The sequence below is a fragment of the Paenibacillus sp. FSL K6-4396 genome, assembly GCF_038002525.1.
Classification (GTDB): domain Bacteria; phylum Bacillota; class Bacilli; order Paenibacillales; family Paenibacillaceae; genus Paenibacillus; species Paenibacillus amylolyticus_B.
This window is the reverse complement of sequence record NZ_JBBOCR010000001.1, coordinates 3,327,419-3,350,971: the sequence shown is the minus strand read 5'-3', so window position 1 is coordinate 3,350,971 and position 23,553 is coordinate 3,327,419. Positions and strand designations below refer to the sequence as shown.

Annotated in this window: 24 protein-coding genes and 1 pseudogene; 11 read left to right on the top strand and 14 right to left on the bottom strand. The window is 43.6% G+C overall.

Annotated elements, in window-relative coordinates:
• Positions 1–99: 99 nt before the first annotated feature.
• The 3 genes from MHB85_RS14600 (at position 100) to MHB85_RS14590 (ending at position 3,186) form a co-directional block, all read left to right on the top strand.
• Positions 100–1,413, top strand: coding sequence for an ABC transporter substrate-binding protein (locus MHB85_RS14600; protein ID WP_091016368.1), 1,314 nt, complete (start codon positions 100–102; stop codon positions 1,411–1,413).
• Between the two features lie 68 nt (positions 1,414–1,481).
• On the top strand, positions 1,482–2,354 hold the full coding sequence (locus MHB85_RS14595) for a carbohydrate ABC transporter permease (RefSeq protein ID WP_036670879.1): 873 nt from the start codon (positions 1,482–1,484) through the stop codon (positions 2,352–2,354).
• Between the two features lies 1 nt (position 2,355).
• The gene (locus MHB85_RS14590) at positions 2,356–3,186 is read left to right on the top strand and encodes a carbohydrate ABC transporter permease (RefSeq protein WP_017688542.1); all 831 of its coding nucleotides are present in this window, start codon (positions 2,356–2,358) and stop codon (positions 3,184–3,186) included.
• 117 nt (positions 3,187–3,303) lie between these two features.
• Here the strand turns inward: MHB85_RS14590 and MHB85_RS14585 are convergent, their stop codons facing one another.
• On the bottom strand, positions 3,304–4,008 hold the full coding sequence (locus tag MHB85_RS14585; RefSeq protein ID WP_036616036.1) for an SDR family oxidoreductase: 705 nt from the start codon (positions 4,006–4,008) through the stop codon (positions 3,304–3,306).
• Positions 4,009–4,229: 221 nt separating this feature from the next.
• Complete coding sequence (gene helD, locus MHB85_RS14580; protein WP_341073149.1) at positions 4,230–6,647, bottom strand: RNA polymerase recycling motor HelD; 2,418 nt, start codon at positions 6,645–6,647, stop codon at positions 4,230–4,232.
• Between the two features lie 366 nt (positions 6,648–7,013).
• Here helD and MHB85_RS14575 point away from each other — a divergent pair, with 366 nt between their 5' ends.
• From MHB85_RS14575 to MHB85_RS14565, 3 genes are all read left to right on the top strand, one after another.
• Entirely contained in the window at positions 7,014–7,331 is a 318-nt protein-coding gene (locus MHB85_RS14575; RefSeq protein ID WP_149846654.1) for a winged helix-turn-helix transcriptional regulator, read from the top strand.
• Positions 7,332–7,477: 146 nt separating this feature from the next.
• On the top strand, positions 7,478–8,356 hold the full coding sequence (locus MHB85_RS14570; RefSeq protein ID WP_149846653.1) for an SDR family oxidoreductase: 879 nt from the start codon (positions 7,478–7,480) through the stop codon (positions 8,354–8,356).
• Positions 8,357–8,586: 230 nt separating this feature from the next.
• Entirely contained in the window at positions 8,587–9,567 is a 981-nt protein-coding gene (locus MHB85_RS14565) for an aldo/keto reductase (protein WP_149846652.1), read from the top strand.
• A 74-nt stretch (positions 9,568–9,641) separates the two neighbouring features.
• Here MHB85_RS14565 and MHB85_RS14560 read toward each other — a convergent pair whose 3' ends face one another.
• The 3 genes from MHB85_RS14560 to MHB85_RS14550 form a co-directional block, all read right to left on the bottom strand.
• The gene (locus MHB85_RS14560; RefSeq protein WP_105598678.1) at positions 9,642–10,013 is read right to left on the bottom strand and encodes an iron chaperone; all 372 of its coding nucleotides are present in this window, start codon (positions 10,011–10,013) and stop codon (positions 9,642–9,644) included.
• A gap of 128 nt (positions 10,014–10,141) precedes the next feature.
• Positions 10,142–10,648 (bottom strand): HIT family protein, encoded by a 507-nt coding sequence (locus MHB85_RS14555; protein WP_223199949.1) that lies wholly within the window; start codon positions 10,646–10,648, stop codon positions 10,142–10,144.
• 153 nt (positions 10,649–10,801) lie between these two features.
• Positions 10,802–11,842 (bottom strand): NAD(P)-dependent alcohol dehydrogenase, encoded by a 1,041-nt coding sequence (locus MHB85_RS14550; protein ID WP_149846651.1) that lies wholly within the window; start codon positions 11,840–11,842, stop codon positions 10,802–10,804.
• A gap of 191 nt (positions 11,843–12,033) precedes the next feature.
• Between MHB85_RS14550 and MHB85_RS14545 the strand changes: the two genes are divergently transcribed.
• Positions 12,034–12,447 (top strand): MerR family transcriptional regulator, encoded by a 414-nt coding sequence (locus MHB85_RS14545; protein WP_341073148.1) that lies wholly within the window; start codon positions 12,034–12,036, stop codon positions 12,445–12,447.
• A 96-nt stretch (positions 12,448–12,543) separates the two neighbouring features.
• Here the strand turns inward: MHB85_RS14545 and MHB85_RS14540 are convergent, their stop codons facing one another.
• Positions 12,544–13,125 carry a TetR/AcrR family transcriptional regulator gene (locus MHB85_RS14540; RefSeq protein ID WP_149846650.1) on the bottom strand — a complete coding sequence of 194 codons (582 nt, stop codon included), beginning with the start codon at positions 13,123–13,125 and terminating at the stop codon, positions 12,544–12,546.
• 289 nt (positions 13,126–13,414) lie between these two features.
• On the opposite strand from MHB85_RS14540, the gene MHB85_RS14535 reads away from it, so the two are divergent.
• A complete protein-coding gene (locus tag MHB85_RS14535; protein WP_149846649.1) occupies positions 13,415–14,338 on the top strand; it encodes an AraC family transcriptional regulator in 924 nt (307 codons plus the stop codon).
• Between the two features lie 134 nt (positions 14,339–14,472).
• On the opposite strand, the gene MHB85_RS14530 is transcribed toward MHB85_RS14535, so the two are convergent.
• From MHB85_RS14530 to MHB85_RS14515, 4 genes are all read right to left on the bottom strand, one after another.
• On the bottom strand, positions 14,473–15,495 hold the full coding sequence (locus MHB85_RS14530; protein WP_149846648.1) for an NADH:flavin oxidoreductase/NADH oxidase: 1,023 nt from the start codon (positions 15,493–15,495) through the stop codon (positions 14,473–14,475).
• Positions 15,496–15,607: 112 nt separating this feature from the next.
• Positions 15,608–15,952, bottom strand: a complete 345-nt coding sequence (locus tag MHB85_RS14525; RefSeq protein WP_105598673.1) for a rhodanese-like domain-containing protein — start codon at positions 15,950–15,952, stop codon at positions 15,608–15,610.
• Positions 15,953–16,150: 198 nt separating this feature from the next.
• The gene (locus tag MHB85_RS14520; protein ID WP_091016387.1) at positions 16,151–16,576 is read right to left on the bottom strand and encodes a MarR family winged helix-turn-helix transcriptional regulator; all 426 of its coding nucleotides are present in this window, start codon (positions 16,574–16,576) and stop codon (positions 16,151–16,153) included.
• A 184-nt stretch (positions 16,577–16,760) separates the two neighbouring features.
• Positions 16,761–17,789, bottom strand: a complete 1,029-nt coding sequence (locus tag MHB85_RS14515; RefSeq protein ID WP_105598672.1) for an ABC transporter substrate-binding protein — start codon at positions 17,787–17,789, stop codon at positions 16,761–16,763.
• A 209-nt stretch (positions 17,790–17,998) separates the two neighbouring features.
• Between MHB85_RS14515 and MHB85_RS14510 the strand changes: the two genes are divergently transcribed.
• The gene (locus MHB85_RS14510) at positions 17,999–18,811 is read left to right on the top strand and encodes an undecaprenyl-diphosphate phosphatase (protein WP_091016392.1); all 813 of its coding nucleotides are present in this window, start codon (positions 17,999–18,001) and stop codon (positions 18,809–18,811) included.
• Positions 18,812–18,896: 85 nt separating this feature from the next.
• On the opposite strand, the gene MHB85_RS14505 is transcribed toward MHB85_RS14510, so the two are convergent.
• Entirely contained in the window at positions 18,897–20,075 is a 1,179-nt protein-coding gene (locus MHB85_RS14505; RefSeq protein WP_192131661.1) for an MFS transporter, read from the bottom strand.
• A 144-nt stretch (positions 20,076–20,219) separates the two neighbouring features.
• Positions 20,220–20,833, bottom strand: a pseudogene (locus MHB85_RS14500) (arginase family protein); the annotation flags it as partial.
• 124 nt (positions 20,834–20,957) lie between these two features.
• Between MHB85_RS14500 and MHB85_RS14495 the strand changes: the two are divergent.
• Entirely contained in the window at positions 20,958–21,326 is a 369-nt protein-coding gene (locus MHB85_RS14495) for a winged helix-turn-helix transcriptional regulator (protein WP_149846922.1), read from the top strand.
• Positions 21,327–21,435: 109 nt separating this feature from the next.
• On the opposite strand, the gene MHB85_RS14490 is transcribed toward MHB85_RS14495, so the two are convergent.
• On the bottom strand, positions 21,436–21,906 hold the full coding sequence (locus MHB85_RS14490) for a GNAT family N-acetyltransferase (protein ID WP_091016394.1): 471 nt from the start codon (positions 21,904–21,906) through the stop codon (positions 21,436–21,438).
• Between the two features lie 218 nt (positions 21,907–22,124).
• Between MHB85_RS14490 and MHB85_RS14485 the strand changes: the two genes are divergently transcribed.
• Positions 22,125–22,790 carry an MBL fold metallo-hydrolase gene (locus tag MHB85_RS14485; protein WP_341073147.1) on the top strand — a complete coding sequence of 222 codons (666 nt, stop codon included), beginning with the start codon at positions 22,125–22,127 and terminating at the stop codon, positions 22,788–22,790.
• A 73-nt stretch (positions 22,791–22,863) separates the two neighbouring features.
• Here MHB85_RS14485 and MHB85_RS14480 read toward each other — a convergent pair whose 3' ends face one another.
• The gene (locus tag MHB85_RS14480) at positions 22,864–23,487 is read right to left on the bottom strand and encodes a hypothetical protein (protein ID WP_192131665.1); all 624 of its coding nucleotides are present in this window, start codon (positions 23,485–23,487) and stop codon (positions 22,864–22,866) included.
• Positions 23,488–23,553: the final 66 nt, after the last annotated feature.

The window sequence follows — 23,553 nt, the reverse complement described above, 5'->3', positions numbered from 1 at the left end:
CACATCAACGTTCAAGCACAGACATGTACCGGGGCGAGAAAAGAATCTATAATCGGACTTGTAAACGGATTCACTACACGTTTTAGAGGGGGATTTGCATTGAAAACAATAAAAAGAAAAAAGGCGTTTTCCATTATTCTGGCCAGTTTATTATCGGTCTCGTTAACGGCTTGTGGATCAGGAGGTACGGATTCCGGGACTGCTGCTGGCGGGGACAGCAAGAGTGGCAAAGTCACATTGGAGCTGGCAATCTCTAAAAGTTCTCAGGACTCTGCCTTCATCCAGCAGGACATTCTCGATGCATTCGAAAAACAAACGAACATTCGCGTCAATTTGCAGCTGATTCCAGCGGAACAAACAACAACTGTATTGCAAACCAAACTGGCTGTAGATGAGACGCCTGACATTATTCAGTACAATCTGGCGAGCGCAGTCACGGACCTGAACCTTGAACGTAACTTCGAAATTCTGGACAACGAGCCTTGGGCGAGCAGAATTGTGAACAAAGACGTCCTCTCTTCAGGTGGCCATCTCTACAGCTTCCATGTCAGCCAAGATACAGGGATGCAAGGGGTCGTTTATAACAAACAAATCTTTGAAGAACTCGGGTTGTCCATTCCAACGAACTACGAAGAATTCCTGGCGATCTGTGAAAAAATCAAAGCAAGTGGCATTACACCTGTATTCATGCCTTACAAAGATGCCTGGGCTGCCAACATCTGGCCTGCAGCAGCTTTTGCCGATTTTGTAGCCAAAAATGAACCGACTTTTTTTGATGAGTTGAACAGCAATAAGAAAAAATGGTCTGATATCCCGGAATTCAAAACTTTCCTGGAACAACAATATGAAATTTACACCAAAGGTTACACCAACACGGATGTGCTTAGCGACAGCTATGACATGGCCGTAGGTAAATTCCTGAACAAGGAAGTAGCCATGATGTTTATGGGCGATTGGTTAATTGAAGGCGTGGCCGAGCAAGATCCAAATATGGAACTGGGCGTATTCCCGATTCCATCGTCGGATAATGCCAGTCTCGGTGCAAGTCCACTCGGAGGACAACTGTTCATTCCGAAGAAATCCAAACATTTGGATGAGGCGAAGCAGTTCCTGGACTATATCGCTTCCAAAGATGTCGCACAACAGATCGTGGATTCCAAAGGATACGTATCCAATTTCAGTGACGTTACTACACCGGAACTGCCAGCTTACAAACAGGATATTGTAGACAATTATATTACGCCGAAGAAAACCGTGCTGACAACGGACGCATACATGCTGGTTGATCGCAGCGAACTGTACCGATTATTGCAGGATCAGTTTGCAGGCGGATTGTCACCGGAAGAAGTACTGAAATCATGGGATGAGAAGTTCAGTCAGCTGATGCAGGATAAAGGTGTAGAAGGTTTCTAAAGAGTGAAATATAAGGCAGCATAACAGGATCGACCGTTATGCTGCCTAGCTATAACGGAGTGTGAGACATGAAAAGGACTAAAAATTTGTATTCGTATTACATGATATTTCCCGCACTGATCATCTACTCCATCTTTTTCGTTGTGCCTGCTCTCGCCGCTTTCTATTACTCATTCACGGATTGGCGGCTGGATCGGCTGGAGCTGAAGTTCATCGGGTGGGATAATTTCCAGAAAATTTTCTCGGACAAAACGCTTATTCTGGCGCTGAAAAACACGGCGATATTTGCAATCGTCACTGTCGTGGGCAAAAACGTTATCGGTCTATTGCTGGCTGTAGGACTTAACATGCGATTAAGAACGAAGAACCTGCTACGTGCCATCTTCTACTCTCCTTCCATACTCAGCATTCTTGTGATCAGCATTCTGTTCACTCCCATGTTGCGTACCGAAGGTACGATTAACAATCTATTGGAATCTGTAGGGTTACATTCGTTAAGCCAAGCTTGGCTGACCAACCCATCAATTGTGATCTGGACGATTGCCATCGTCTCGATCTGGCAGAGTGCAGGGTTCCAGATGGCCATCTATCTGGCGGGCCTGCAGTCCATTTCTCAAGAGTATTACGAGGCCGCCAAGATTGATGGCGCAAGCTCGTGGAGAAGTTTTTTCAAAATCACACTACCACTCTTGCTGCCCGCGATTAACATTAACTTGATGTTGACCTTGATCGGTGGACTCAAAGTATTCTCCGAAGTATATGTCATGACCGGTGGTGGCCCGGGTAACGCTTCACAGGTCGTAGGTACGATCATTCTGCGATCTTTCGGCGAAGGCAACTGGGGACTTGGTACCGCGGTCAACACTCTACTGTTCGTGGTCGTTACCATTATTGCTATACCGCTATTGATCTTCATGCGGCGTAAGGAGGTTACGGAATAACATGGGCTATACACGCAAACTCGCCATCCGCAACTATATCGTGGAAGGTTTCCTGATTCTGGCCTCTCTTATCGTTCTGTTGCCGCTTGTCATTCTGATCTTTGGTTCATTCAAAACCAGCGCCGAAGTGCTTAGCTTCTCCCTGAGTTTTCCGGAAACATGGCAGTTCTCGAACTATGTTCGTGTCTTCCAGGAAGGCGGTCTGTCGCGAGCGTTCTTCAACAGCATTTTGATTACTGGCGTATCTTCCATTATTAATATCGTTGCCTCTTCGGCAGCGGCATTCATTCTGGCACGTCGGGAAACCAAACTATCCGGCACGATCTACATGTATTTCTTCATGGGACTGATTGCACCAATGTCGATTATTACGACCATTCGTGTTGTACAGGGATTGGGATTCTACGGCAGCATCACAAGTGTTATCCTGATCTACGCCGCGTTAAATACAGCCTTCAGTGTCTTCTTGTATAGTGGATTTATCAAAACCATTCCACGAGCGCTGGACGAAGTGGCATTTCTGGAAGGAGCAAGTGTGTTCGGGGTGTTCTTCCGCATCGTCACACCGCTCATCCTGCCCGTTAACGCAACGGTAGCCATCATGGTGTTCATGTCCGTCTGGAATGACATCACGATTCCGGTGTACTTCCTGACAGACAGTTCCACCTGGACGATGCCACTATCGATCTACAATTTCTACGGCAAATATAGCCGGGACTGGAACCTGATCTTCGCTAATCTCGTGCTTACTTCCCTGCCTGTATTCATCCTGTATCTATTCGGGCAAAAATATATCGTCAGCGGCCTTACTGCCGGTGCAGTTAAAGGTTAAACCTCATATTCTCACCGTTCTTGAAGGAATGGAATTGGAGAATTCATGACGTACTCAACCCCCACCTATCTGGTGGGGGTTGCTTTATTTATAGCGTGAAAATGCATCTACACCTCTTTATTTTTGAAACAATTGCGGGTAAAGGGCAGCAACACCACCAGCAAGACCCTGTTGTACATTCCGGCTGGTATCATCAGCAATAATCTCGTAGAGATCCGCTTCGATGGAATCTATTGCAATTTTGGCAATATCCGTTGGGCTCGTTTTTGGTGCGTCGATACCTGCCGTCATATCCGTATCCATGAACGCCACGTGCAATCCGGCAACGCTAACGTTCTTAGGGGCTAATTCCAGACGTAATGCATTCGTAATTCCCCACTGAGCGGATTTTGCAGCTGAATATGCTCCTGAGTTACCAAGGCTGAGCCAAGATAGAGCAGACAGGATATTCAGTATCGAACCGCCTCCATTCTTCTCTATCACCGGTGCAAACGCACGAATCATTGAAAGCGTACCGAATACATGTGTATTGAACTCCAAGTGAATATCGTTCAGCTCACCTGTGAGCAGAGAAGCACCTGTAGCGGAACCAGCATTATTGATTAGAAGGGTTACATCACTAGCTACCTCAGCTGCAGCCATGACAGATTGTGGATCAGTAATATCGAGTTGCAGTGGAATAGCCCCCGGCAGATCAATGGATTCAGGATTTCTTGCGCCAGCGTAAACTTTTGTTCCCCGCGCCAGCAATTCAAGAGCAAGTTCCTTGCCCAACCCTCGATTAGCCCCACTTACAATAGCAACTTGTTTGGAAATATTCATTTAATATTACTCCCTCTCATTGAGAATTTATTTATTTTCGAGCTGTTATGGGAATGATCATTCTCATAACTCCCAATAACAACTTATCACATCGGGAACGATCAGTAAAGAATAACTTTTATGATTCATATCTTCATAAAAAAAGGATGCCCGATAACCTTTGAAAAAAGGCTCCGAGCATCTTTCTTTGGTCCTTCATTGAGAATGGATTTACATATGGATTATGATTTTATGTCATACAGATTCGCAGGTAACGCCTGCACAAATGGTGACCAGTCACTCACTGTATATAGATGAAGTCGGTGCATGGCCCGTGTACATGCCGTATACAGAAGCTTGCGATCATATTCCTGGCTGTAATCAACGGGTGAAGCATCATAGACCAGGACAGCATCGAACTCAACGCCTTTCGCGAGGTACACAGGAATAACCATGATTCCTTTTTCGAAAATCTGTGTGTCCTTTGTTATGAGCTGCAACCCTTCGCCGCCTTGACTTTGCAACCTTTCATAGGCGTCACGGCTTTCAGCCGCGGTCTTCGTAATCACAGCGATGGAATCAAACCCCTCTGCCTTAAGCGCGGCAATGTCTGCGATAATCTGCGCACCACGCTGCTTTTCGTCCTTCAATCCTGTTAAAAGAGGCTTCTGATCTCCCCTTTCAAAGGGTCTGATCTCTTCTCCACCTGGTAACATCATCTGTCTCGTGAATTCAACAATCTCTTTGGTTGAGCGATAACTGCGTACGAGCCGTATCAATGTAGTATCGGCTTCTCCGTAAAGGTGAACTAGTGGCGAGTTGGATGCTGCCAAATCCGTAGCCTGCATAAAAATCGCTTGCCCGAAATCCCCCAGCACTGTCATGCGAGCACGAGGAAACAGTTTCTTCAGATATTCGTATTGAAACGCCGAATAATCCTGGCCTTCATCGACAAAGACATAACGAATCTCTGTGTTCGTCCGGACGCCTTCGATCATCTCTTTTACATATAAATACGGAGTAGCATCCTCATGGAACAGCTTGTTCTGAAGGATCATGGCCTTGGTCTGTTTACAAATCTCAGGCCAGTGCTGTGGGGGGATTGCCCCATTCGTTTGTTCCCGATAAGCGGCTTCATCTACAAATAGTTGTTCGTATATCCCTTTCACATCCACGAACTGGAATTTCCGCACACTCTTTCTTAAAGGTTTAAACATATCTTTCACCAGTTTCTGACGAAGCAACTCCTCTTCCCGCACTCCAAAGTTAAAGGCACCCTCATCTTGCTCTGCGCTGTTATTACCGTTATCTCGTGCTGCGTATTTTTCCGCTACATCGAACACAGGCTTTTCTTTGTGCAACATGCGGAAAGCTTCCACATACTCATCCGTGTCCAGATAATTCAATTCCTCCTGAACCCAGTCTGCTTCCCGTTCCAGACGTTCCAGCGAGACAAGTTCTCTCAACAACCATTCCTGCAAAAGAAGAATACGGTTGGACAAGGTAAGATTTTGATCCAAACTGTAAAATTGAGTCTTAATTCGGTCCGCAGTGATGAATTCACGTCCCCGAAATTGAATCCCGTTAAACCGCATCCCCTCTCTTCCTAACCACTTACCGTAGTTTTGGAGCACTTGCAGGAATGTCTCGGAAGCTTTGTACTTAATCGCCTCCAGACGAGCTTCATATCCCGGATCATTCTGAGCTGTCAGCACATATTCAATCTGATCAAAGGCATCCTCTGGTCGTAAGGAGGAATCCAACCAATAATTCAGATATTCCTGGAAAGTTGTCTGCTGCATGTTCTCTTCGCCAAGTTCCGGAAGCACGGTGGAAATATAACTGGTAAACATCGGATTCGGCGAGAAAAGCACAATCTGATCTGCTTTGACGGTCTGGCGGTGTTTGTATAGTAAGTAGGCCACTCGCTGTAACGCAGCTGACGTCTTGCCACTGCCAGCTGCCCCTTGAACGATAAGCATTCGGCTTCGGTCATCACGGATAATGGCGTTTTGTTCCTTCTGGATTGTTGCTACAATGCTCTTCATTTGTGAGTCTGCACCCTTGGCGAGCACTTGCTGCAACAATTCGTCACCAATCGTCTCAGTTGAATCAAACATGCTATGAAGCTGCCCATGTTGAATCTGGAATTGACGCTTGAGCTCCATCTTTCCGTCGATTCGTCCTGAAGGTGTGTCATAACTAGCTGGTCCGGGAGAGTGATCATAGTACAGACTCGCAATTGGCGTACGCCAGTCATAGATTAGAAAGTTCAATCCATCTTCATCCATGAAGGATGATACGCCGATGTAGATCTGTTCCGTCAATGTCATGCCTTTTTCCTTATAGTCGAAACGGCCAAAATACGGCGTTGGAAGCAGTCTCTTTGTATTTTTCCATTGTTGTGTTAACAGCTTGTGCCCGCGCTCCCTCTCGGCCAACACTCTGGACTGCTGATTAATGGTATAAAATGCATCTTCAAAATCCGTGTACGAACCCGTATTAATCGTCACTTCTTCCCAAAAGCGTTTACGAATTTCGGCAGCCTGTTCATGCAGTCCTGCAACCTTCGGTTCTAATTCGTCGAGTCGTGCCTGAAGTTTGTTCCTCACCTGCACTAGTCGTTCCTCTTCCAACTTCCATTCCACTGTTTTATCCATGAATGAGTCCACTCCCTTTTCCATTTATTAGGACCAAAAAAAGAGCATTGACAAATCGGAATGTCGGATGTAAAATTAAATTAGGAGAAATAATGATTCATCCTTTACAATCAATAGAAATGTCAATTGCGCTATAGATTATATCATGGCTTTTTTTCACGTTCAATGCTTTTTTTCTGTTCTGTCTGAGTTGAACAATAATTTATATTAAATAAGATGTCCCTTGAGCTACACTGAGGGCATCTTTTTTTATGTCTCGGGCATGGTTCATACCCTGAATGTGGTAAGCTATACACCCCTTTATAAATTCGATAAAATGAACGAAACATGAAACATGAGTTGATGTTTTAGGAGGGATACATAAACATGAATATAGAACCTGTGGAGGACCGTTGTCCTGTTGAGTTTGCAGTCAATATGATTGGTGGGAAATGGAAGCTATTAATTATAAATCGGCTCATCCTCCATTCAACAATTCGATTCAATGAATTGCAAAAAATGCTTAACCCCATTACGCATCGCACGTTAACCAGGCAATTACGAGAACTTGAAGAAGCTGGTTTGATAAACCGTGTTACCCACCCTGTAGTTCCACCTAAAGTCGAATATTCCCTTACAGAAAAAGGACAAAGCCTGACTTCGATCTTGTTTCAGCTAGGTGATTGGGGATCAAAACATATGTAAAACGCCTTCCCATAGTATCTCAAGGGATACTTTATATCATTAATGTGCGTACTTACGCTCCTATTCTAAATCCGTTATGCTGAGGTCAATGCTGAGTGTTAACTCATCCATTCCAATGACATATTGAAAGGAAGTTATTGACCACTATGACACAGAATGATCGATTTTTAGTATATGGAGCATCGGGATCCCAAGGCGGCGCTGTCGCTCAATTACTCGTTCAACACGGTTTTGAGGTTCGCACGATTACTCGAAATGAGGAAACAGCCAAAACATTAAAGGAACAAAACATTGAAGCTTTCATCGGGGATCTATCAGATGTAGAACAGCTCCATGCGGCGCATGAAGGTGTAAGTAAAGTATTCCTAAACCTGCCGGTGGAGTTCAATCCGGATAAGATCAGACAATATACCAAAAATGCAATTGATGCTGCTATACAGGCAAACGTTAAATTGATTGTAGTTAACACGGGTACCTATGTTCCTGACCCTATCACCCATTCCAAAGGAATTGAATTGAAACGTGAAGTTATCCATGAATTGCAGCAAAGTGGTCTTCCATATATCATTGTGGAACCCATTGTATACTTGGAAAACTTCCTGATTCCCGGAATACTGAACAATGGCGTTTTGGCCTACCCGGTACCAGCAGACAAGCCGATCTCCTGGATTAGCTTAAACGATGCAGCTCAATTCCACTATTATGCCTTGACTCATTCGGAATTGGCAGGAAGCATTATCCCAGCACCCGGATTAGAAGCCCTGACAGGTGCACAATTAGCGGAACAATTCAGTGCTGTATTAGGTGAAAAGATCAGCTTCATGTCTCTACCTTTTGATCATTTTGAAGCAGCGATTCAGCCTTTGTTGGGAAGTGAGACAGCTGCAGGTCTTAAAGGATTGTACCAATGGATTGATGGGCATACAGATCTTCTTCCACGGTATCAAGAGTTGGATGATAACATCAAAGCCAATCTTAAATTAACCAAAATAAGCGATTGGATTCACCAAACAATGATTAAATAATATTTTATGAACAAGCCATTTGAATCTCCAACGGAGAAACGCATGGCTTGTTCTTTTTATAGGAGAACTTTAATGGCTCAACTGATTCAGATTCAGAGAATCTGATAGGATTAGGCAAAACTTTGATAGAAATGTGGTACAGATTGGTTCATTCGTTATGACATAATAATGTGTATATAGATCACCATACTGGTGGAAATAATAAACACTAGAAAGGATTTGAACATGATATGGAATATACAAAACTTGGTAACACAGGCGTGGACGTATCTCGATTTTGCTTGGGATGTATGGGATTTGGGGATGCCAGTAAATGGGTTCATGAATGGGTACTGAATGAAGAAAATTCTCGCCCTGTGATCAAAAAAGCGTTGGATTTAGGCATTAATTTCTTCGATACAGCTAATGTATACTCTCTGGGTACAAGCGAGGAATACCTTGGTCGGGCGTTAAAAGATTATGCAAATCGGGATGAGGTTGTCATTGCAACCAAAGTACACGGACAAATGCATAAAGGACCCAACGGTTCAGGGCTTTCCAGAAAAGCCATCCTGAGTGAGATTGATAAAAGCCTGAAACGATTGGAAACCGATTATGTGGATCTCTATATCATTCATCGTTGGGACTACAATACGCCTATTGAAGAAACCATGGAAGCCTTACATGATGTGGTGAAGTCCGGTAAAGTTAGATATATTGGGGCTTCAGCCATGTTCGCTTGGCAGTTCCAAAAAGCATTACATGTAGCAGAGAAAAATGGTTGGACCAAGTTTGTCTCCATGCAAAACCACTTGAATCTCATCTACCGTGAAGAGGAACGAGAAATGTTGCCTTTATGCAAGGAAGAGAAGATTGGTGTAACTCCCTACAGTCCCCTAGCTTCAGGCAGGTTAACCCGTGACTGGTCCGTATCAACACTTCGATCCGAGACAGACAAAGTTCAGAAATCCAAGTACAATGCGACTAGCGATGCGGATCGGCTTGTTGTTGAACGAGTTGCATCCATTGCAGAAAAATACGGTGTCCCTCGCACTCACATTGCACTTGCGTGGTTGCTGCAAAAAGACACTGTAGTAGCACCAATTATCGGTGCCACCAAAATATCGCATCTGGAAGATGCGGTAGGTGCTCTTTCTGTTAAGTTGACCTCAGAAGACGTCTCATTCCTTGAAGAGCCCTATATACCTCACCATGTTGTAGGTGCTCAATAATCGTTTTTGCTTAAAATATAGAAGACCTCCTCTTTCCACATCCGGAAGTTGGGGTCTTCTTTTTATATCGCGATTTATTTGCGCCAGAATGTTGAACATTCTGCCTTATCCTTTATATTGAACTCAATCATTCTCTCAAGTAACGAAAAATCAATCTCCTGTTTCCACTTCATCCGCACCAACTCTTTGGTGTGATCATAACCCGCCTGTGTGATCTCTTCCGAAAAACGATTAATTCCTGCCTTTTCGGGAGCAACAGCCAAGTGTTGCTTGGATACACTAAAGCCAATGATAAAGGTATCATGGTCAGTAAACATCGGTTGGTTCCAGGCTATTTTTTGCTTTAAATTCGGGAATTTTTCAGTAATCCAGTTCAAGACTTCTTCCGTTCGTGCCTGGTGTTCCGGGTTATCGATGCGTGCTATAAATTCTGCAAAGGTCTCCATTGGTTTCCCCCATATCATAAAATATACTATTTAATTTGCCCCATTCAAACTCATTCTATCATGAATATCAAATTCAAAACCCCTTATCTGCCCGATAACTCAACAAAAAATGAGCAGCCTGCTAGACTTTAAATGTTTTCCTTTATCCAAGAACGCAACTGATCAGCATAGAAAGCACGTTCATCAGGATCGGATTGAGAACCATTATACAGATAAAGTTGATCATTCACGTATCTAGGGTAAACATGCAGATGATAATGCCACACGTCTTGATTGCCAGCAGGTTCATTATGTTGCCGTGTCGAAATCCCATCACATCCATATGTACTTTTCATTGCAAATGCTGTAAGCTGAGCCGCGTGGTGAATTTCAACAGCGTAATCCGCAGGGAGTTCAAAGATGTTCTCGAAATGTTGATTCGGAACAATAAGAACATGTCCTTTATTGTTTGGCCACCATTTGCCTGCTATAAATGCCGTTACCTTTTCATTCTGATAGATGATATCCCTTTGTTTTGTTCCCTGATCAGGTCGCTCAATACCCCAAATACGACAAAATGGACATTCGTACCCTTCAGGCTGATGTGAAAATGATACTGTCATCTTTCTCATCCCACTCCTTTCATATTTTTCCAACTAGTTATTGGACGCAGGTATCTTCTGTTCGTTGCGATAAGAGTGCTGATTGTAGAACGATCAGCAATTAACAAACTGAAAAGCAAAAAGCAGCTGACCTTGGCGGCAGCTGCTTTCTTCTATCTTTAACTATCACTATTGCACAGTTCACACTTACATGGTGCCGATATCAATAACAAAGCGATATTTCACGTCGGAAGCCAATACACGTTTGTAGGCTTCGTCAATCTGATCGGCGGAAATGACCTCAATGTTAGGCGCAATATCATGTTCTGCACAGAAATCAAGCATCTCTTGCGTCTCACGAATACCACCAATCATGGAACCTGCGAATGAACGGCGATGACCGATAAGAGAAAATACGTTAACAGCTAAAGGCTCTGGAGGAGCACCCACGTTCACGAGTGTACCATCCAGCGTGAGCAGTGAGAAATAAGCGTTAATGTCAATATTCGCACTTACCGTGTTAATCATCAGATCAAAGGTGCCTGCAAGTTTCTCGAATGTTTCCGGTTCACTTGTGGCAAAGTAGTGATCTGCGCCAAATTGCAGTCCATCTTCTTTTTTGCTCAAGGATTGGGAAAGAACGGTTACTTCGGCACCCATCGCATGTGCAATTTTGACAGCCATATGACCAAGACCGCCCATACCTACAACGGCAACTTTCTTACCCGGGCCAGCTCCCCAATGATGAAGTGGTGAATATGTCGTAATACCGGCACACAGCAAAGGTGCAGCTGCATCAAGTGCAATGTTATCAGGGATGCGAACGACGAAATCTTCTACGACAACAATATGAGTTGAATACCCACCTTGCGTAGGCTCACCGTATTTGTCTACTCCAGCGTAAGTTTGAATATTTCCTTTGAGACAGTACTGCTCTTCACCTTTGCGGCAGTTAACACATTCACCACAAGAGTCGACCATACATCCGACTCCTACTCGGTCACCAACTTTATATTTTGAGGCTCCGCTACCTACATCGGTTACAATCCCGGCAATTTCGTGGCCAGGAACGAGTGGATAATTCACTGGACCCCATTCACCATGGGCAGTATGGATGTCAGAATGGCAAATACCGGCATATTTAATCTCGATTAATACATCATTAGTATCCAGATTACGTCGTTTAATTTCAGCACTTCTGAATTGTTGGTCTGGTCCGTCAACGGCTCTGGCTTTAGCTATAATCAATGGGATAACCTCCTAGTAATTTAAAGTTCAAAATAATCTTACCCCCTCTAGTTAACTCTAGGTCAAATGTTTATCTTATTTTTTATCTCCAACGTACTTTGACATCCAGTAATCCAACATGTTAGAATTCACTCGGATCAATCCTAGAGTTAACTCGAAGTCTACCCCTAGTAGAAAGGAATTCATTCTAAATGACCTATTCAATCGGTGAAGTTGCCAAAAAATTAGACCTTACAGTATATACATTGCGTTACTACGACAAGGAAGGACTCATGCCTTTTGTGGAACGTACCACGAGTGGAACACGTTTGTTCAAAGACTCCGACATTGACTTTCTAAAGATCATCCAATGTCTGAAGCTGACCGACATGCCTATTAAAGACATTAAGGACTTTATTGAATGGTGCTCTGAAGGGGACTCCTCGCTGAAGCAAAGATATGACATGTTTACGGAGCGAAAAGCTATTGTGGAAGCACAAATGGAGGAACTAAGAAGAACCATGGAAGTCATCGAGCACAAACGCTCCTATTACGAAACAGCTTTGGAGGCTGGAACCGAAGAGATTCATAAAATTAAACCGATGGAAAATGCTATCACCAATTGATGGTTCATGCTTTCTATTTTCTAAAATTAGCGCACAAAAAAAGTAGCTTGAAGTCCTCTAACGGATTTCAAGCTACTTTTTTGGGTACGTCTCTACTCATTTTTTCTCCAAAATTTTCATCGATACATTGATAATGCGATTTAATTTTTCCTTATCCGTCGAGGTTCTTGCCATGGCTCTAATGCCGACAGAAATATTGTGCAGGTACTCTGCCATTTCCTTCGCATCATGGTCTGAGGCGAATTCTCCGTCCCGTTGTCCCCATTGAATAATCTGCTCGAACATCAGCTCTGTGTCGTTAAATGATTCAAGGGATCGGTTGTCCACTTCTTCATCACGCGCGCCTAGCTCCACAGCCGAGTTCACGATCAAACAACCCGATGGTGTCTCCTCTGCTTCACGGATCATAACATCGAAAATTTTATGCAGTGCTTCCACTGCCGTCTTGGATGCCTTGATTTCTGCAAGTAATGTGGCGCTGACCTTACCTCTGTAACGATCGATTGCCTGCAAGAACAGCGAATGTTTGTCGTCAAATGTATCATATATACTCCTGCGATGAATTCCCATATGCTCAACCAGGTCACTCATCGACGTTTTCTCGTAACCTTGTTCCCAGAAGATCTTCATTGCTTTATCCAATACTTCGTTCACTTCAAACTCTTTACTTCTAGCCATTCAACTTCCCTCCCAAAATCAATCTAACACATCGGGAACGATCAGTAAATAAAAGATGCAGATACCCTTTTCATTCTCATCTGATCATGTATTAGCTGAACCATAAGTGTATATCTTCTGTACTTGTTGTATATCATGACCTGTGTAATTGTGAATATGCAACCAGCACTCAGCATGTCTTATCCATTCACATCAAATGTTTGCCTATTTCTATCCGTTTTCTACCGCCTTCGGTCAATATACGTTAGAATGTGATTATTATGTTGTGAGGAAAAAAGGAGAACTTTGCATGTCTGATCAAATACACGAACAACAGAACGAATTAGCCACACTCATTGACCGTTATTCTGACAAGGACGGGGTGCATTCTACTGCCATTCCCTCATTATTTTTAATCCGGGAATCCGTTGTCACTGAACCTATATTTAGAGTGAATGAACCATCCTTCTGCATTATCGTTCAGGGTGAGAAAGAAGTCCTACTGGGACAAGATCGTTTCCGGTATGGTCCAGGAAGTTATATCGTGGCAACCGTTGACTTGCCGGTTAGTGGACAAGTGATTCAAGCCTCGTCTGAGGCTCCCTATCTGGCCATGAAACTTGAATTCACATCCAGTGAGATTCTGGAGGTATTGAACCATTCCGATTTCCCAGCAAGACCGCGAAAAACGACGAGACGTGCGATGTTTGTCAGCCAAGCTGAGCCGTCTCTGCTGGATGCGGTCGTCAGGTTAGCCCGTTTGTTGGAAGATCATTCGGAAGATATCCCACTGCTCTCTCCTTTGTTCAAAAAGGAAATTCTCTATAAAGTTCTGAAGGGCCCACATGGGATTGCCTTGGAACAAGCTACCATGGAGGGCAGCCACACCTATCGAATCAGAGACGTTATTGAATATATTATGAATCATTCTGAGCAAAATTTTCGGGTTGAGGAATTGGCGGATTTGGCAAATATGAGTACTGCCTCGCTGCACAGACACTTTAAAGAAGTGACTGCCATGAGTCCGATTCAGTTTCAAAAACAACTTAGGCTGCAAGAAGCCCGCCGCTTGTTATTATCCAAGTCCACCGATGCAGCAGATGTAGCATTTCAGGTAGGTTACGAGAGCCCTTCCCAATTCAGTCGTGAATATTCTCGCATGTTTGGATTCCCACCCAGAGAAGACATTAAACGCCTGCGAGGTAAAACCGATGAGACGACTACCATCTCTTGACTGGTTACTGGCTAGTATCGTTCCTTTACCTCGCCTAGTTTAACCTCAAAAAGGACTCCTTCTGTTTTGTCAGTCGGAGTCCTTCCCTATGCAAGGATTAATGAAGATCATTAAATCGTTAAATTATTAATACATTAAAAACCAGTCGTATATTGTTTTGGAACGTCTGTTGTCTTGCGCAAAGCAGACGCAGCTTCCAAAGCCCAGTAAGGATTTCTTAACAGACCTCTTCCAACCGCAACGAGATCAGCTTCTTCATTTCCGATGACTGCATTCGCCAACGTAGGATCATCGAGTCTTCCAACAGCAATCACGGGTACATCAAGAGCTTCTTTGATTGCTTTAGCCAGAGGTACTTGATACGCCGCGTGAGTCCCTGGTCTGCCCCATGCAGCAATAGGTCCCTCGCCACCAGATGAGATGTCAAATACGTCAACACCTGCCTCTTTATAAGCCTTGGCAAACTCGGAACTTTCGTTAATGCCATAGCCACCTTCTACATATTCTTTAGCTGAAATACGCATCATCAAAGGCATATCTTTCGGCATCTCTGCCTTTGCAGCCTGAATGATCTTCCGGCCGAATAACGTTAAATCTTGGCCATATTCGTCTTCTCGCTTGTTTGTAAGTGGAGAATGGAACTGATGAATCAGATATCCATGTGCACCATGAAGCTCAATCGCATCAAAACCAGCTTTCACAGCACGCGCTACTGCACTACGGAATTTCTCAACCATTCCTTTTACTTCGTCCGTTGTGAGCGCTCTTGGTTGCTTGGAATTCTCATCAAAGGCGATCGCGGAAGGTGCTACTGGAACCTCAGCATCTTCTGCTTTGCGGCCCGCATGCGCAATCTGTATAGCGACCTTGGCACCATAACTGTGACACGCATCTACGATCCGCTTCAGAGCTGGGATCTGTTCATCTGACCATAACCCAAGATCAAAGTCCGAAATGCGGCCATCCGGCTCCACATCTGTCATTTCAATGATAATGAGACCTGTTCCTCCCACAGCACGACTAACGTAGTGCATGTAATGCCAATCGGTTGCTATACCATCTTTTTGCTCAACTGAATATTGGCACATTGGAGCCATTACGACACGGTTTTTAAGCTCTAGGCTTTTAAAAGAATATGGACTAAACAAATCTGTCATCAAAATAAAACTCCCCTTTTCCTGAATCACGTATAATAAAAATGCATGCGCAAGCATTAAAATAACACCTACAATTAATAACTCCGTATAATTTAGAACTCACATATATCTTTTACTTCATCACATAAAGACATTCAAATCCATGCTTTCGCAAAATACGGACAGCCTTTTTGGATTGAAGCATACCAGGTGACATTATAATTACGTTATCTTCTCGAAGAAGGTATTTTTCCCATGTGAAAGCAAGGCGTCCCAGTGAGATGTTAATCGTATCCGGAGTAGGATCAGCCATATAATCCGTCGCATCTCGAATATCAATCACTTTATACTGCCGAAAATCACGCTCATGTCTGAGAAATACTTCATAATCTATATATTCAAGATTGCGCAGTGGCCAAAATTGACGTACAACGATGAAGATACCTAATATGAAGGTCAAAAGCATCAACATAATCATTGTATAGCCCTCTCTTAATTCATCAGATATCGTCGAAAATTTTGTTTTGGATCAAAGTCTACTCAGTGCCTCCTTTATACATGAATCACCGCATCCACATTAAATTCATGCGCATGCATTTAATTTAGCGGATATATTAATGAGTGTCAAGTCTTCTTATAGGGTAAATGACTACATTACCCTATATTTACCCTAGTCTTAGAACAATTCTTTAGTGAGGTTCTCTAATCGAGTCTCAAATCCATCCTGTTCCAATTCAGTTTGCAAGACCTGATTAAACGTTTGGAGTGCTTTCTTGTATTTATTCTCTCCAAGCTCCGTAATACGAGTATAAATGCCACGACGGTCATCTTCACATGCATGTCTTTCCAGAGCCCCACAGTCTTTGGCTTCCATCCTGACGACGAGCCTGGAAGTAGCACTTTGGCTCAACCCCACCAGATCTTGAAGTTGCTGTAGGCGTAATTCCTTACCCTCCGCATTATATATGAAGTTTAACACATAAAATTCCTTCAAAGATAAGTCATATTGTTGAAGCAGAGCTTGTTCCAGCTTCTCGTTCAGATGGGTATGAATGTTAGAGAAAGCCAACCAAACATTCAAACGTTCACTCTTTTGCTGCAATCTGGATCACCCCACTTGATATTTAATGTTCATCAGCTGTTATCCTATTGTATCAAGCTTAATTACATTGGTCAAAATCCATCCAAGATCGACGTATATAACATTCTAATCTCATAAGAAGAGCATTTCCCCGTCCTGTAACGACGTTTGGAAATGCTCCAGTATTACCATTTATGCAGTAATCTTACTTCGCGGTAAGCAGGCTATCGGAAATAAATTGCAGCTGACCTTCCAACGTTAACGGATCGTTGTACGAGTCTGAAGTCGGATCAAGCTGGAACACATGATTTGCCTTTACCGCAGGCAAGTTCTTCCATAATGTATTGTCATATACGATCTTGGGATCGGTTTTATCTCCCGACCACGGGCTGGTAAAGATGATATCACCTGCATACTCCGGTAATAGTTCCATGGAGATTGAAGCCCATCCAGTTCCGCTGTCAATCGCTTCAGCTTGGGCCTTGGCTGGTGCCTTGAGGTCAAACTCCCCGTAAATAATTTCACCGCCTCGACCATAGTTATGACCAAATACAAATAATCCTTTGGCATATGGATTCAGTATGGAAACGGTACGATCTCCTACAGCTTCCTGAACCTTGGGCTTCAGTTCGTTGATCTTCGCTTCCCATTTAGCAATCCAAGTTTTAGCAGCGTCTTCTCTATTGGTGAGCTTACCCATTTCAATCATTAGATCCTTGAAATTGCGCTTACCATAAGCAATCTGTACAACAGGCGCAATCTGCTCCAGCTTGTCGATACCCTCTGTTCCAGTGTACACGATAAATAAGTCAGGTTTTAAACTGATTAGCTTCTCTGGTGTAGGCTCTTCACCCAGATCACTGGTGCCCGCAGCTGCAAGTTGGTCCTTGATATATTTGTTATTCATCGCTCCTGATAAAGCGCCGACCACCGGTGCATCCAGGGCAACAAAGTAGCCTGTCGAAAATGATGTCAAATCAATAATGCGCTTAGGATTCTTCGGTACCTGTACTTCACCTGCATCCGATTGATATGTAACAAGTTCCTCTTCGGCACTTGCCGTTGATTCAGCGGAAGAAGCTAAATCCGAGTTCGTCTTGGTTTCTGTCTCCGCAGCTGCATTCGTGCTGTCCCCGGTTGTACTATTGGTCGTGGCAGACTGACCACATGCACTAAGTACAATCAGCAAGATAAGCGCCATCATGATCCATATAGATTTTATCTGTTTACGCAAAATAAACCCACCTTTTCATTGATATTGATAATCGTTATCAACGATATCATGCTATGCAGGATTTGACAAGCTATGTTTATTTCCCTCTCTCTATGAACTCTAACTTGCAAGTCACCAACTTAAACAGCTATCATCAATAGAGTAGACAAGTCACTTTTATTAAAAAGAGAGTTTTGAAAAGCCAATGAAATGTATTCAAGGAGGAAAACATGGAAGAGATCATATTGTGGTTAAAGTATTTGTTTTTAGGTATTGTTCAAGGTGCAACGGAGCCGATTCCCGTCTCCTCAAGCGGTCATCTGATCATCGCCCAGAGGCTCATGGGCATCAAGCAGAATGGATTGTCATTTGAGATTTTAACTAACACGGCATCACTTATCGCTATTATTTTTATTTTCCGGCAAGATATCAAAAAGTTGATTATTGGTGCACTCGGTTACCTGCGTACTCGTAAAGAAGAATATCGAGCAGACTTCATGTTTTGCTTATACATAATTATTGGTACGATCCCTGCTGCTGTCGTTGCAGTCCTGTTCAAGGACCGGATTGAAGAAATTTTCTCATCCGTATATACCGTTTCCATCGCGCTATTGATCACTGGAGTTGCCTTATGGTTGATTCGTAATCTTCGTGGTCGCAAGCAAGACGGTGATCTGTCTACAAAAGATGCATTGTTGGTAGGTCTGGCTCAGGCGGTCGCTCTTATTCCGGGGATTAGCCGCTCAGGGGCAACTGTAATTGCGTCCATCGCTGTCGGCATGAAACAGGAAACAGCTTTGAAGTTCTCCTTTATGCTGTACATTCCCATAAGTATTGGTGGACTCATCATGGGGGTATCCGACATTGCCAATGATCCGAATCGATCACAGCTGGCTATCCCTTATCTGATCGCATTCATCACGACGCTCTTCGTCACCTATTTCTCCATGAGATGGTTTATGGGCATTATGGCCAAAGGCAACCTGAAATACTTTTCGTATTACTGTTTTGCCGCAGGTACATTGTTGCTGATTTTCTTATAAAAAATTAAACACACCAAAAGGAACAACCAGCGATGGTTGTTCCTTTGTTGTATAGTGGCAGAGCCTTAATGACCTATAGCAAGAGCTATACGGTCAGGCGCATAGCCTTGTTGCTTCTGTTAACCAGCTCTGTAGCCGCGAACATGACACTGAACAGAATCAGCAGGATCAGGGGTACCATTGACATTCCCCATTGGCTGGCTATGAGTCCCATACCTAACGGGATGAGTGTTGAACCCGTATAGGCACTGGCCATTTCAAGTCCAATTACACTTGGGGATGCCTTCTCACCGAAGCGTTCCGGTGTCGCATGAACAATGCTCGGATAGATCGGTGCTCCGCCCAATCCCACGATAAATAAAGCCCCTGCAGCAATCCAGTAAGGAATCGGCATAACCAGGATAACTAATCCGAAGCATCCAACGATTCCACCATATCTGATGAGATTTTTGCTGGATACATGAGTCGAAAGAAAACCTGAAATTACGCGTCCCAAGATAATGCCAATGAAAAAAAGGGAGGATAGTACTGCGGCAGTACCTGGAGAAACTCCTTTGCTAACAATGAAGAAAGAAGCCATCCACAGACCGGCAGCAGTTTCGGAACCGTTGTAACAGAGCATCGCAAGCATCGACATTTTCACGCCGGGGATACGTATGGCCTCACGGTTACTTACGCGTTTCTTCTCATCACCTGAACCCTCTACTCTGCCCTTCTCAAAAATCTTCCATAGAGACAAAGTTGATAATAAAATCACCGCGATCCCAAGCAAAATCAACCCCACAGTAACGTATCCTGCACGCCAGTTGTTTGCTTGATTCAGCCAATATGCCATAACGAGTGGGCCTGTCACTGCCCCAATTCCCCAGAAACAATGCAACCAGTTCATATGCTTGGCCTTGAAATGTAATGCTACATAATTACTTAGTGCCGCATCCACTGAACCTGCACCTAAGCCGAGAGGGATCGCCAGAATCAGTAAAAACACAAAATTCTCAGAGAATGAGAATCCCAACAGCGCAATCGTTGTTGAGAGGATACTGAATAATGTGACTTTACCCGTTCCGAATCGGTGTAACAATCGGCTGGCGGACAGACTGGACACTACTGTACTAAATGAAATGATTAGCGATATGTAACCAGCCATTTCTGTTGTCGCATGTATATCGTTTTTCATAACGGACCAGGCACTGCCAAGTAAAGCATCCGGTAATCCCAGCCCTATAAATGCGAGATAAATAATGATTAACAATAACGTGACCATCTGGGTGTCTCTCCTCAGTTTGTTTAATTTCTGATTCTCGTCGAACCACCCATATAATAATATTGATATTTCTATCTGTAATCTTCCTATATTTTGACTCCTTATATCAGTATTCTGATATATTCTAGCGACTTATAACCTATATCACTGGTTCAGGATAGGTATTTCTCCAAGCAAATTCTTCAAGTTAATGGCATCCCACGGCATATGCTCAGTTATTCCTAATCCAACTACATCTGTTTCTTCAGTCAGTTCTTTGATCAGATGAAGCAAGTGAGGTATTTGCATGGTTCCCGCTGGTGAAAACACATAAGGTTCCCCTGGTTTGGCGAATAACAATGAACGGAACATATTGGGATCAAGCACATCCAGATCAAGGTGAATTGCCAGGTGTTTGATGCCGTTTTCTGTAATCCACTTCTTAATCGAATCCATGCCATCGGTTAATTCTGCAGTTCCAGCCGTTCGGATACCCAATCTTTGAATTACTTCGGTTTCCTGTTCCGTGGGGGTTGTCAACCCGGCCATGAAGACATGTTCGGGCTTCAAGGGGACACTCACATGTTTGGCAAACTCCGGATCGCCTTCCCCAAGAAGGTTCTCAAGCGCGGTAAAGTATGACCTTTGTCATAGCCCTCGTATCTAACCAAATCACCATGGGCATCAATCCATATCAAACCAAGTTCTCCGCCATATCGTTCATTTAAATAAGCAAACGGGGCTTGTTCAACCAAACAGTCACCGCCAAACATGACAACGTATTGTTTGTTGAGGCATCATAAATCTCCTTTACTTCAAAGTAAGGTTAGTATAAACTGAGCCCAAACAAATAAATAGTACGGTCTTTTATGATAGGTACTACCCGGAAGGATAGTGTAAATGATGAGTATGACTGAATACCACGGTAAAGTTAAAAACATTCAAGATACCCCTTTTGGATATACGTTGTCTGTCATTGGTGGCAAATGGAAAATGGTGATTATGTATCTACTGGCTGAGAACCAGCCTGTCCGCTTCAATGAACTTAAAAGACAGATCGGCGCCATCACGTATAAAACACTGAGTTCACAACTCAAAGAATTAGAAGCAGATGGTATGGTCGAACGGAAAGAATATCCCCAAGTCCCTCCTAAAGTCGAGTACCGTCTGACAGCCAAAGCTGAAACGTTATTGCCCGTTTTGGAAGGACTATGCGAATGGGGTGTCCAACATCAAGAACCTTCATTGATCAATAATAACGCAACGGATTGAACGCTTTTGTCTATATTTTCAGATGAGATAATTGGAGTAAATGGAGTATGTTAAATGCAAAAAGTCGCCAATCGGCGACTTTTTTACTTTTATCTTGTGTTTCGTAGAATTATACTTTTTCGTGTACCAGATCTTTCTGGTAGGCCAACACTCTGTCCCAATTGCCACTGAAAACAGGAATTCGATAATACCCTACACGCTCATACAGCGCTGCAGCTTCTGGTTGCAAGGGACCTGTTTGCAGTTTCAGATTGGTATAACCAAGTTCGTTCGCAAGACGCTCTGCCTCGGCCAATATAGCCTGGGCAATCCCTTTACGGCGGTAACCACTGCGTGTATACATGCGTTTAACTTCTACAGATGTTTCATCAAGGGGTCTAAGTGCTCCGCAACCAACCGGATACCCGTCGATCCTGGCAACGATAAAGGCTGCACGTGGCACCTCAACGTCTGAGAGTTGAAATCCCGCAGTTCCATCACCGCCATATAACAAACCGAGTTCTTCACTCAGTTCCTTGATCAATAACAGCGAATCCTCGCTCCGAATATCTTCAGCTGCTGCATGCACGATATGTGTCATCCCACATACCCCCTTTATCTTATTGGACTTATTGGTTTAAATGATATATCTAAATTATCATTCCCAACTGCAAGCGTCAATTCCCCCATTCATTGAATATTTCTATAAGTGCACCCTATAAATATCCGAACGTATCTTATTGCCGTCTTTATTCGTTTACATAAGAAATATAACAAGCAATGATGTATATGAATTTCAACTCTCGGAGGTCTGATATTATGGAAATTTCAAAGGGAATAACGATGCTTCAGCTTGATTTTGAGAGGAATATAATTCACCCTGTTCTGATATGGGATGAAGAAATGGTTGTGTTAATTGATACCGGCTTCCCTGGACAATATGACGATTTGTGTATCGCACTCGAAAAGATTGGTGTGCCGATCAACCAACTTAAAGCAGTGATTTTGACGCATCAGGATGTGGACCATATAGGCTGTCTTCCCGAGATTTTGAAAGAGTGTGGCTCACAAGTCAAGATATATGCGCATGAGCTGGATAAGCCATATATTGAGGGACAGCTCCCTCTTCTCAAAGACAGTCACCTTGAGCATCCTCCAATGGGCAAAGTAGATGAAACGGTGACTGATGGTCAGGAACTGCCGTTTTGCGGTGGAATTCGCGTTATTCATACACCTGGTCATACGCCAGGTCATATCAGTCTATATTTGATAGGCAGCAAGACGCTCATCGCCGGAGACTCAATGTACAGTGTAGAAGGCATGCTTGGAGGCATTCATGAACCTACTACACTGGATATCGAAACGGCTCGTTGCTCCTTAAAGAAGTATATGGAACTCGACATTTCATCTGTGGTTTGTTATCACGGTGGACTAACTCATAGGAATGTAAAGGAACAGATCTCAGAACTTTCTCAAGGTTTATAAATATTGAAATTGCTGATCCGCAAATGGTTACTATCTAAACCCAGTAACCATTCTTAGTCTTAACATAGTCTTCCTATGGTTTGGCATACTGCAAAATGGCTGTAGCCGCACGAATTCGCACCTCTTCTTCTTCACTGTGTAACGCTTCTCTCAGCACCTGGAGAGCTGTCTGAATCGTCGCTTCATCTACCCCTGTTGAGAGAGAGTTCGTTGCTTCGGCTGTTATACTGACTGCAAGACCTCGATCCAGCTGTGCTTGTGATATGGGATACTCAAACTTCGCAAGGATGGCTGAATCATTTTGCAGTGCTTGCACTTTGTCATTCAGCTCAGCACGAGGAATACGACACAACCATGTCACTCCGCGACGATGACAGATCAAGTCGTTTTCTGAGCCAGCGGAATCGTCGTAATAATAATCCCCGATATCTCCAACATACGTCCATTCATCATCGCTAATTAATACATAATCTCCATCCTGCATGAGGTTAGCAAACATATGTAGTGTCGCGAGTGTGGTCGCCAATTCTGCTTCATCCAAGCTATAGTGTTGAACCAACTGTTCCTTCCATAGCTCCGGGGGCGTTTCCTCCAGATCCCCTGTACCTGACCAAGCGATTCCAATATAATTGTCTTTCAAAAAGGATGTTACTCTGTTGATTCCATGCACGGTCGACTGGATATGATACAGATTCATGCGTACCGCCTTCCTTTCAATCATTCGTATGAACTTAGTTAACCATTGTAACATTAGTGATATCTA

What these genes read in the sequence shown, in the direction of transcription:
- MHB85_RS14535 (WP_149846649.1), top strand. Translation starts at nt 13,415, where the DNA reads ATGTCTGATCAAATACACGAACAACAGAACGAATTAGCCACACTCATT.
- MHB85_RS14570 (WP_149846653.1), top strand. Translation starts at nt 7,478, where the DNA reads ATGACACAGAATGATCGATTTTTAGTATATGGAGCATCGGGATCCCAA.
- MHB85_RS14530 (WP_149846648.1), bottom strand. Translation starts at nt 15,495, where the DNA reads ATGACAGATTTGTTTAGTCCATATTCTTTTAAAAGCCTAGAGCTTAAA.
- MHB85_RS14545 (WP_341073148.1), top strand. Translation starts at nt 12,034, where the DNA reads ATGACCTATTCAATCGGTGAAGTTGCCAAAAAATTAGACCTTACAGTA.
- MHB85_RS14585 (WP_036616036.1), bottom strand. Translation starts at nt 4,008, where the DNA reads ATGAATATTTCCAAACAAGTTGCTATTGTAAGTGGGGCTAATCGAGGG.
- MHB85_RS14575 (WP_149846654.1), top strand. Translation starts at nt 7,014, where the DNA reads ATGAATATAGAACCTGTGGAGGACCGTTGTCCTGTTGAGTTTGCAGTC.
- MHB85_RS14485 (WP_341073147.1), top strand. Translation starts at nt 22,125, where the DNA reads ATGGAAATTTCAAAGGGAATAACGATGCTTCAGCTTGATTTTGAGAGG.
- MHB85_RS14525 (WP_105598673.1), bottom strand. Translation starts at nt 15,952, where the DNA reads ATGATTATGTTGATGCTTTTGACCTTCATATTAGGTATCTTCATCGTT.
- MHB85_RS14590 (WP_017688542.1), top strand. Translation starts at nt 2,356, where the DNA reads ATGGGCTATACACGCAAACTCGCCATCCGCAACTATATCGTGGAAGGT.
- MHB85_RS14595 (WP_036670879.1), top strand. Translation starts at nt 1,482, where the DNA reads ATGAAAAGGACTAAAAATTTGTATTCGTATTACATGATATTTCCCGCA.
- MHB85_RS14490 (WP_091016394.1), bottom strand. Translation starts at nt 21,906, where the DNA reads ATGACACATATCGTGCATGCAGCAGCTGAAGATATTCGGAGCGAGGAT.
- MHB85_RS14540 (WP_149846650.1), bottom strand. Translation starts at nt 13,125, where the DNA reads ATGGCTAGAAGTAAAGAGTTTGAAGTGAACGAAGTATTGGATAAAGCA.
- MHB85_RS14510 (WP_091016392.1), top strand. Translation starts at nt 17,999, where the DNA reads ATGGAAGAGATCATATTGTGGTTAAAGTATTTGTTTTTAGGTATTGTT.
- MHB85_RS14505 (WP_192131661.1), bottom strand. Translation starts at nt 20,075, where the DNA reads ATGGTCACGTTATTGTTAATCATTATTTATCTCGCATTTATAGGGCTG.
- MHB85_RS14495 (WP_149846922.1), top strand. Translation starts at nt 20,958, where the DNA reads ATGAGTATGACTGAATACCACGGTAAAGTTAAAAACATTCAAGATACC.
- MHB85_RS14480 (WP_192131665.1), bottom strand. Translation starts at nt 23,487, where the DNA reads ATGAATCTGTATCATATCCAGTCGACCGTGCATGGAATCAACAGAGTA.
- MHB85_RS14560 (WP_105598678.1), bottom strand. Translation starts at nt 10,013, where the DNA reads ATGGAGACCTTTGCAGAATTTATAGCACGCATCGATAACCCGGAACAC.
- MHB85_RS14565 (WP_149846652.1), top strand. Translation starts at nt 8,587, where the DNA reads ATGGAATATACAAAACTTGGTAACACAGGCGTGGACGTATCTCGATTT.
- helD (WP_341073149.1), bottom strand. Translation starts at nt 6,647, where the DNA reads ATGGATAAAACAGTGGAATGGAAGTTGGAAGAGGAACGACTAGTGCAG.